At 66.9% G+C, this 8,961-nt stretch carries 11 protein-coding genes; 3 read left to right on the top strand and 8 right to left on the bottom strand.

The features are described from left to right. Nucleotides 1-232: 232 nt before the first annotated feature. Nucleotides 233-1,087 (top strand): flagellin, encoded by an 855-nt coding sequence (locus Q0U08_RS14405; RefSeq protein ID WP_298092130.1) that lies wholly within the window; start codon nt 233-235, stop codon nt 1,085-1,087. Nucleotides 1,088-1,324: 237 nt separating this feature from the next. Here Q0U08_RS14405 and Q0U08_RS14400 read toward each other — a convergent pair whose 3' ends face one another. The 6 genes from Q0U08_RS14400 to Q0U08_RS14375 form a co-directional block, all read right to left on the bottom strand. Beyond that, a complete protein-coding gene (locus tag Q0U08_RS14400) occupies nt 1,325-1,945 on the bottom strand; it encodes a MarC family protein (RefSeq protein WP_298092132.1) in 621 nt (206 codons plus the stop codon). Between the two features lie 5 nt (nt 1,946-1,950). After that, complete coding sequence (gene folD / locus Q0U08_RS14395) at nt 1,951-2,826, bottom strand: bifunctional methylenetetrahydrofolate dehydrogenase/methenyltetrahydrofolate cyclohydrolase FolD (protein ID WP_298092128.1); 876 nt, start codon at nt 2,824-2,826, stop codon at nt 1,951-1,953. Next, nucleotides 2,823-3,125, bottom strand: coding sequence for a DUF167 domain-containing protein (locus tag Q0U08_RS14390; RefSeq protein ID WP_298092126.1), 303 nt, complete (start codon nt 3,123-3,125; stop codon nt 2,823-2,825). Before Q0U08_RS14390 ends, folD begins: the two co-directional genes overlap by 4 nt. Nucleotides 3,126-3,134: 9 nt before the next feature. Then, nucleotides 3,135-3,440: a YggT family protein gene (locus Q0U08_RS14385; protein WP_298092124.1), complete on the bottom strand. Its 306-nt coding sequence runs from the start codon at nt 3,438-3,440 to the stop codon at nt 3,135-3,137. 82 nt (nt 3,441-3,522) lie between these two features. Further along, the gene (gene argB / locus Q0U08_RS14380) at nt 3,523-4,422 is read right to left on the bottom strand and encodes an acetylglutamate kinase (protein WP_298092123.1); all 900 of its coding nucleotides are present in this window, start codon (nt 4,420-4,422) and stop codon (nt 3,523-3,525) included. 22 nt (nt 4,423-4,444) lie between these two features. Next, nucleotides 4,445-5,080: a queuosine precursor transporter gene (locus tag Q0U08_RS14375; RefSeq protein WP_298092122.1), complete on the bottom strand. Its 636-nt coding sequence runs from the start codon at nt 5,078-5,080 to the stop codon at nt 4,445-4,447. 163 nt (nt 5,081-5,243) lie between these two features. On the opposite strand from Q0U08_RS14375, the gene Q0U08_RS14370 reads away from it, so the two are divergent. Beyond that, a complete protein-coding gene (locus Q0U08_RS14370; protein WP_298092121.1) occupies nt 5,244-6,503 on the top strand; it encodes a NupC/NupG family nucleoside CNT transporter in 1,260 nt (419 codons plus the stop codon). Between the two features lie 66 nt (nt 6,504-6,569). Then, on the top strand, nt 6,570-7,184 hold the full coding sequence (locus Q0U08_RS14365) for an FMN-binding negative transcriptional regulator (RefSeq protein WP_298092120.1): 615 nt from the start codon (nt 6,570-6,572) through the stop codon (nt 7,182-7,184). 22 nt (nt 7,185-7,206) lie between these two features. Here the strand turns inward: Q0U08_RS14365 and Q0U08_RS14360 are convergent, their stop codons facing one another. Beyond that, on the bottom strand, nt 7,207-7,845 hold the full coding sequence (locus Q0U08_RS14360) for a nicotinamidase (protein ID WP_298092119.1): 639 nt from the start codon (nt 7,843-7,845) through the stop codon (nt 7,207-7,209). Further along, nucleotides 7,842-8,711, bottom strand: coding sequence for a 3-hydroxybutyryl-CoA dehydrogenase (locus Q0U08_RS14355; RefSeq protein ID WP_298092118.1), 870 nt, complete (start codon nt 8,709-8,711; stop codon nt 7,842-7,844). Before Q0U08_RS14355 ends, Q0U08_RS14360 begins: the two co-directional genes overlap by 4 nt. Nucleotides 8,712-8,961 lie beyond the last annotated feature (250 nt).

Here is an 8,961-nt window from a genome sequence, read left to right as displayed (position 1 = left end):
GGCGAACCAGTCGCAGCAGGGCGTGCTGAAGCTGCTCGGCTAAACGGCGCGATCCCCACCGCTCCGGCCCGGCCGGGGCGGCAGGCACCGACACCGGCCTTCCCTTTGCGGAAGGCCGGATTTCGCGGTTGAGAATCTTTTTTCTAAAGGTGGCGGCGGATCGGCCGTTCTCCGTCGTGGAAGTTCGACCTTCGCCGTGGGGGCGCGGAGAGCTTCGAGACGGAGAATGACCATGACGGTTATTGCAAGCAACATCAGCGCGCTTCGCGCGCAGGCGGCGTCCACCAACGCCACCAATTCGCTCAGCACCTCGATGCAGCGCCTGTCGACCGGCAAGCGCATCAACTCGGCCAAGGACGATGCCGCCGGTCTCGCGATCGCCGCGTCCATGAGCGCGCAGATCAAGGGCATGAACCAGGGCATCCGCAACGCCAATGACGGCATCTCGATGGCGCAGACCGCCGAAGGCGCGCTGGACGAGGTCAGCAACATGCTCCAGCGCATGCGCGAACTGGCGGTGCAGAAGTCGAACGGCACCTATTCCGCCAACGACAAGCTGAACATCTCGGCCGAACAGGATGCGCTCGCCGCCCAGGTGTCCAACATCGTGCGCAACACGCAGTTCAACGGGCAGAAGCTGCTCGACGGCACGGCCGGCACTGCGGGCGTGGTGACGATTCAGGCCGGCGCCAACAGCAACGACGCCATCACCATGACCTTTGGCGACCTCACGACGGCGACCGAGCTGACCAACGTCATGGTCCTCGGCGATCCCAGCGCGACGCCGGCCACCACCAGCTCGATCAAGGCGTCCGCCACCCTGGAACAGTTCGACGTCGCGATCGGCAAGGTCGCCAATGTCCGCGCCGGGCTTGGTGCGACGCAGAACCGTATCCAGTCCGCGGTCAACAACCTGACCGCCAATGTCACCAACCTGTCGGACGCGCGCAGCCGGATCGAGGACACCGACTTCTCGGAGGAAACGACCGCGCTCGCCAAGGCCCAGATTCTCAGCCAGGCATCGACCGCGATGCTCAGCCAGGCGAACCAGTCCACGCAAGGCGTGCTCAAGCTGCTCGGGCAGTAATCGCCCGAAGCCCCGGCGCCGCGCCCCCACTCGGGTGCCGGGGCCGACCGACGCTGTTCCAGCACGGGTCGCAAGGGAACCCCGGTGGCAATCCGCCACCGGGGTTTTGCGCGTGCGTGGACGCGCCCTATAATAAAGACTCCCGCGCGCGAGCGAGGTCTGTTTGTAAAGGTGCTGAAGGCACGTTCCGCAGCGGCGCCCGGGAACTCGCTCTTTCGCGAGTTTCCAAACGAACGCTCAGCGCAGGCTTGCGGTCACCCCGTCGATCACGAACTGCACCGCCAGCGCGGCAAGCAGCACGCCCAGCAGCCGGGTGATCACCGCCTCGATCTTCGCGCCCATCAGCCGCATCAGCGGCCCGGCCATCAGCAGCGCGATCAGCGTCAGCACCAGGATCGACACCATCGCCGCCAGCACCACCAGCGACCGCTCGATCCCGCTGTTCCGACTCATCAGCAGCATCACCGACGCGATCGACCCCGGCCCCGCGATCATCGGCATCGCCATCGGGAAGATCGACACGTCCTCGACCTCTGGATCGTCCGCCACCTTGGCCGCCCGGTCCTCGCGCCGCTGCGTCCGCTTCTCGAACACCATCTCCAGCGCGATCAGGAACAGCATGATGCCCCCTGCGATCCGGAACGAGGCCAGCCCGATGCCAAGGCCATGCAGCAACGCCTCGCCGAACAGCGCGAAGACGAACAGGATCGCCGCCGCCACCGCCACCGCGCGGATCGCCATCGCGCGACGATGCGTCGGCGTCGCCCCGGCCGACAATCCGGCATAGATCGGCGCACAGCCCGGCGGATCGATCACCACGAAAAAGGTGACGAGTGCCGAGAAATAGAGTTCGACCAGCCCGTTCACAGCAGGGTTTCGTCGACGGCAACGCCCATCCGCCGCCCGGCGGAGACCAGCGTGTTGCGCAGCAGCACCGCGATCGTCATCGGTCCGACGCCGCCGGGCACGGGGGTGATCGCCCCCGCCACCGTCATCGCGCCCTCGAAGTCGACGTCACCGACCAGCCCGGTCTCGGTCCGGTTGATGCCGACATCGATCACCGTCGCACCCGGCTTGATCCAGTCGCCCTTGATCAGCCTGGGGATGCCCACCGCCGCCACGACGATGTCGGCCGCGCGTACCTTGGCGGCCAGGTCGCGCGTCCGGCTGTGCGCCACGGTGACGGTGCAGCTTTCCTGCAGCAGAAGTTGCGCCATCGGCTTGCCGACGATGTTCGACCGGCCGACCACCACCGCATCCATGCCCGAAAGCGTGCCATGCACATCGCGCAGCAGCATCAGGCACCCCATCGGCGTGCATGGCACGAAGCCGGGCAGGCCCGTCGCCAGCCGCCCGGCATTGACCGGGTGGAAGCCGTCCACATCCTTGTCCGGGTCGATCGCCTGGATCACCGCCTGGGAATCGAGATGCGCAGGGAGAGGCAGTTGCACCAGGATACCGTCCACCGTCGGATCGGCGTTCAGGTCGGCGACCAGCGCCATCAGCGTCGCCTGGTCGATATCGGCGGGCAAGCGGTGCTCGAAGCTTTCCATTCCCGCCTCGCGCGTCGCCCGCCCCTTGGACCGGACATAGACGCTGGAGGCCGCATCCTCGCCGACCAGCACCACTGCCAGTCCGGGAGCACGGCCGGCCGCCGCCTTGAAGGGTTCGACGTGGGTGGCGATGCGGGCTCGCAGGCCCGCGGCATAGGCTTTGCCGTCGATGATCGTAGCGCTCATGCCCCAGTGCCATAAAGCGCGGCGGCGACGCGCGCCAGCATCTCCGCATCGCCGTCCAGGTGCAGGCGCTTCAACCGCGCCGTCTCTCCTGCGACGATGCGCACCGCACGGCGCGGCACGCCGAACGTCTTGGCCACCAGCGCGATCAGCGCCGCATTGGCCGCACCATCGACCGGCGCCGCCGCCAGCCGTGCGGCCATATGCTCCGCCGTTCCCGCCACCAGCGCGTCACGCCCCGCCCGCGGCGTCACGCGCACCGCGATCTGCAACCCGCCCCCGCGCTCAGCCCAGGCCGGCACGGCGACGGATCAGCCGACCACGACGCCGTAGCTTTGCTGCGCGATCGCCGTGCCCACCAGCCGGTCCAGGATGATGATCGCCAGCAACACGACCATCGGCGACAGGTCCAGCGCGCCGAAATCGGGCAGGATGCGTCGTACCGGCCGATACAGCGGGTCGGTCATCCGCTGCAGCGCATACCAGATCGTCCGCACCATATCGTTCGACGTGTTGATGACGTTGAACGCGATCAGCCACGACAGGATCGCCTGCACGATGATGATCCACCACGCGACGTTGAGCAGAATCTGGAGAATCTGGAGGATGTAGATCAACGCACGCGCTCCGTTTGGATGATGCCCGTTTATCTAGGCTCCGTGCGCTGGCGCGGCAACGCCCGCGACGCGTTTCAGGTCTTCAGCGCCGGACCAGCGTCCCCGCCCCGCGCCGGGTGAAGATCTCCAGCAGCATCCCGTGCGGAACGCGCCCGTCCAGGATCACCGCGGCATCCACCCCCGCCTCGACCGCGTTGACGCAGGTTTCCAGCTTGGGGATCATGCCGCCCGAAATCGTGCCGTCGGCGCGCAGGGCCGCGATCGCCTGCGGGTTCAGGTCGGTCATCAGTTGGCCCTGCTTGTCCAGCACCCCCGCCACGTCGGTCAGCAGGAAGAAGCGCGACGCGCCCAGCCGCGCGGCGATCGCGCCCGCCATCGTGTCGGCGTTGATGTTGTAGGTATGACCGTCGGTGCCGATCGCGATCGGCGCGATGACGGGGATGATGCCGTCCGCCGACAGGCTGTGGATCAGCCGCGGGTCGACCGCTACCGGCTCCCCGACGAAACCTAGATCGACATGCCGCTCGATCCCCTGTTGCGGATCGGCCTCGCGCCCGCGCACCTTTTCTGCGGTGACGAGCCCGGCGTCCTTGCCGGAAATGCCGACCGCACGGCCGCCCGCCGCGCCGATCCAGCTCACGATTTCCTTGTTGATCGATCCCGCCAGCACCATTTCGGCGATGTGCGCGGTTTCCTTGTCGGTGACGCGCAGGCCGTTCACGAACTGCGATTCGACGCCCAGCCGCTTCAGCATCGCGCCGATCTGCGGCCCGCCGCCATGCACGACGACCGGGTTGATGCCGACCGCCTTCAGCAGCACCACGTCCTCGGCGAAATCGCGCTGCCGCTCGGGATCGCCCATCGCGTGGCCGCCATATTTGACCACGAACGTCTTGCCGGCATAGCGCTGCAGATAGGGCAGCGCCTCGGTCAGCGTCTCGGCCTTGGCGAGCAGGGCGGCATCGGGCGTATGATCGGTCATGCCGCGCCCCTTAGCGAAAGGCTCAGGCGCGATCCAGCCGCCGCCCTATCCACACGAACACATAGATCAGCGGCGGCACGATCAGCGCGGACAGCGCGACCTTGGCGATCATCTGCCCGACGATCAGCGGGCCGATCGGAAACTCGCCGTAAAAGGCGATGGTGACAAACAGCAGCGTGTCGACCACCTGGCTCAACATGCTGGCGATCGCGGCGCGCAGCCACAGCAGCTTGCTGCCCTCCGCCCCTTTCAGCGCCGCAAAGATCGTCACGTTCAGCGTCTGCGAAATGCCATAGGCGACGATGCCGCCCAGCCAGATCCGCCATGTCGTCCCCAGGATCAGTTGGATCGCATCGCGATTGGCCGGCGCCATTTGGGGCGAGGGCGGCAGGCGCCACACCACCCAGGACAGGACCAGCGACACGAGCAGCGGCACGAAGCCGACCTGCACCAGCCGGTTGGCGGTTGCGCGGCCATGCAGTTCGGCAATGGCGCTGGAGGTGACCACCAGCAGAAGGAAGGCGAAGATGCCCGCCTCCACCGCCAGCGGCCCCAGCGACACCTGCTTGTTGCCCAGCACGCCCGCGATGCAGACCATGCCGCCGTAGAAGATCGAAAGCGCGAACAGAGAGCGCGACAGCGCGGGGGGTCGGTCCATGGCCCCTGCTAACGCGTCGCGCGCGAAGGTCAATTCGTGATGGCGTCCTGTCCCGCCTGTCGGACAATCAACCTCTAGCGGCCTTGCATCGGTGCCCCTATGCTATGGTGCCGCGCAGCCGGGGGGCCGCGTCGCCTTGATCCTAAGTCACGCCGGGAACAGCATGAATCGTATCGCCATCGGCTTGGCCGGTATTGTCGTTATTCTGGCGATCGCCGTTGCGCTGTCCGCCGATCGCCGGGCCATCCGCCCGCGCGTCGTGGGTGCCGCCTTCGCGCTCCAGGCCGGCATCGCCGTACTCGTCCTCTATGTGCCGTGGGGCAAGCGCATCCTGCAATTCCTGTCGGGCGGCGTCGCGGACCTGCTCGGCTATGCGAACGCGGGCACCAACTTCCTGTTCGGCGCGCTCGCCACCGATCCGCTGGGCCGCAACTTCGCGATCCAGGCGCTGCCGGTGATCATCTTCTTCGCCGCCCTCGTCTCAATCCTCTATTATCTCGGCATCATGCAATTCGTCGTGCGCTGGCTGGGCGGCGCGATCGAGAAGGTGATCGGCGTGTCCAAGGTCGAATCGCTCTGCGCGGCGGCCAACGTCTTTGTCGGCCAGTCCGAATCGCCCCTCGTCATCCGCCCCTATCTGGCCAGCCTGACCCCGGCGCAGCTCTTCACCGTGATGACCAGCGGCATGGCGGGCGTCGCGGGCACGATCCTGGCAGCCTATGCCTCGATGGGCATCTCGATCGAATATCTGCTCGCCGCCTCGTTCATGGCGGCACCCGGCGGCATCCTGATGGCCAAGATCATCATGCCCGACCGGATGGAGCCGCCCGAAGGCCAGTTGCCGCTCGGCGACAATCTGGAGGACGAGCAGATCGCGCTGGCCGAGGCGACGCATGACGAGGAACGCCCCGCCAACATCATCATGGCCGCCGCGCAAGGGGCGCAGACCGGCGTGAAGCTGGCCGTCGCGGTCGGCGCGATGGTGCTCGCCTTCGTCGCGCTGGTCGCGCTGGCGAACGGCCTGCTCGGCGGCATCGGCGGCTGGTTCGGCCTGCCCGGCCTCAGCTTCCAGGCGCTGCTCGGCTATGTGTTCCAGCCGATCATGTTCCTGCTAAACGTGCCGTGGAACGAAGCGGCGATCGCCGGCGGCCTGTTCGGCGAGAAGATCGTGCTGAACGAGTTCGTCGCCTATATCGACCTCGGCAAGCAGGCCGCGCAGCTTTCGCCGCGCACCGTCGCAGTCGTCACCTTCGCGCTGTGCGGTTTCGCCAACTTCTCCTCCATCGCGATCCAGATGGCGGTGACGGGCAGCCTCGCCCCCAACCAGCGCCCGACTATCGCCCGCCTCGGCATCCGCGCCCTCGTCGCAGGCAGCCTGGCGAACCTGATGTCGGCGGCCCTCGCCGGTCTGCTGATCGTATAAGGCTGACGCTCGGCTCAAAGTCATGTAGCCCACCGAATACGGGCTACAGTCACTGCCGGAGCGATCATGTACAGGCCACCCGCGTTCCAGGAAGATCGAACCGAAATTCTGCACCGGGCAATCCGATCTTATCCTCTGGCAACGCTGGTGACGTATGGCACCAAGGGCATCACTGCCAATTTGATCCCCTTCTCCTTGCATGTCGATGCCGGCGCTGGTGTGCTGACTGCGCATCTTGCAAAGGCCAACGATCAGCTTCGCGACCTGCAGAGCGGACTTGAAGCACTGGTCATCTTTCAGGGACCACAAGCTTATGTGTCGCCATCCTGGTATGCGACCAAGCAGGAACACGGCAAAGCCGTACCGACATGGAACTATATTGTGGTGCAGGCCCGTGGTCTGCCGGAACTTACCGACGACAAAGATTGGTTGTTGACCCACGTCGATGGTCTGACCGAAGCGCAGGAACATGGCAGGCATGATCCATGGTCGGTCAGCGATGCTCCAGCCGACTTCATCGCCGCACAATTGAAGGGGATCACGGGGCTTCGCCTTCCGATCGCGCGGCTCGAAGGCAAATGGAAGGTCAGCCAGAACCAGCCTGCCGCCAACAAGGCCGGCATTATTGCGGGATTGGGTTCAACGACGGACATGGCATCCGCGATCAGCGGCCTATCCTGACACGCAGGTGGGACGGCTGACCTCAGCCGAGCACCACCCCCGCCTCCGCAAACCCTGCTTCGGCAACATCCACCGTCGTCCGGCCATCCGAAACCGGCATCCCGATCGCCCGCGCATGCTCCCGCAACACCACCGCGCCGAACCCTTCGCGCACCGCATCCAGCGCTGACCACGCCACGCAGAAATCATAGGCCAGCCCGACGAACACGCAGCGCCGCACGCCCAGATCGCGCAGCGCCCCCGCCAGTCCGGTGCGCGTCACCTTGTCATTCTCGAAAAACGCCGAATAGCTGTCGACCGCCGGGTTGGTCCCTTTGCGTAAGGTCAGCCGGGCGCGATCGACCGCGGGCATCACCGCCGGATGAAACGCCGCACCGGCCGAGCCCTGGATGCAGTGATCCGGCCACAGCACCTGCTCGCCATACGCCATCGTCATGGCGGAAAAGGGCGCCGCCCCCGCATGGCTGCTCGCGAACGAGGAATGCCCCGCCGGGTGCCAGTCCTGCGTCACCACCACCGTAGCGAAAGACGCGGCGAGCGCGGCGATCGGGGCCATCACCGCGTCGCCCCCCGCCACCGCCAGCGCACCGCCCGGGCAGAAATCGACCTGCGGGTCGATCACCACCAGCGCGTCGCCGGCCCGGACCGTAAAGCCGCTCACCGCGTCGGCACCGGTTCGTCGCCCGAATAGTCATAGAAGCCGCGCCCCGTCTTGCGCCCGTACCAGCCCGCCTCGACATATTTCACCAGCAGCGGCGCCGGCCGGAACTTGGGATCACCCGTCCCCTCGAACAGCACGCGCGTGATCTCCAGGCAGGTATCCAGCCCGATGAAGTCGGCCAGCGTCAGCGGCCCCATCGGGTGATTCAGCCCCAACTGGCACGCCGCATCGATATCGGGGATCGTCGCCACGCCCTCGCCCAGCGCGAAGCACGCCTCGTTCAGCATCGGCATCAGCACGCGGTTGACGATGAAGCCGGGCGCATCGTTCGCGCGCACCACCCGCTTGCCCAGCGCCTGTGCATAGGCCTCCACCGTCGCGACCGTCTCGTCCGACGTGGCGAGCCCCCGGATCAGCTCGATCAGCCCCATGACCGGCACCGGATTGAAGAAATGCACGCCGACGAATCGCGCCGGATCGGGCGATGCCTGCGCCAGCCGCGTGATCGGGATCGACGAGGTGTTGGACGCCAGTACGGCATCGCCGCGCAGCACCTTGCCGACGCTCTCGAAGATCGCGCGCTTGATCGCCTCGCGCTCGGTCGCCGCCTCGATTACCAGATCGCAGTCGCCCATGCCGGACACGTCGCCCACCGGCTCGATCCGGCCGAGCAGGGCGTCGGCATCGGCACGCGTCATCTTCTCCTTGGCGACCTGCCGGTCGAGCTGTTTGGCGATGCCCGCCTTGCCCTTTTCCGCCCGTGCCAGATCGGTATCGGCCAGCAGCACGCGAAAGCCCGCGCCTGCGGACACCTGCGCGATCCCTGCGCCCATCTGCCCCGCCCCGATCACGCCCACTGCCTGCATGTCCAAACTCTCCTTGGTCGTCGTTGCCCCCGCCCTACCGGGTTCGGAACGCAGCGACCAGCGGCGGGTTGAGAGACCATGCAGCCGATCCCCGCCGCCCTGATCCTCGCACTCGGCCTCGCCGCCTGTGAGCAGGCGCCCCGGACGGAGCCGTCGCCGCAACCCGCCGCCACGCCGCAACGTGTCGGATCGCCCGCCACTCAGGCGCCTGCCACCGCCTCCGCCAGCGACTCGGGCGTCACCCCGAAGC

Origin of the sequence: uncultured Sphingomonas sp. (assembly GCF_946477935.1) — a bacterium.
In the GTDB taxonomy this organism is placed as follows: domain Bacteria; phylum Pseudomonadota; class Alphaproteobacteria; order Sphingomonadales; family Sphingomonadaceae; genus Sphingomonas.
This window is presented reverse-complemented; position numbering and strand designations above follow the sequence as displayed.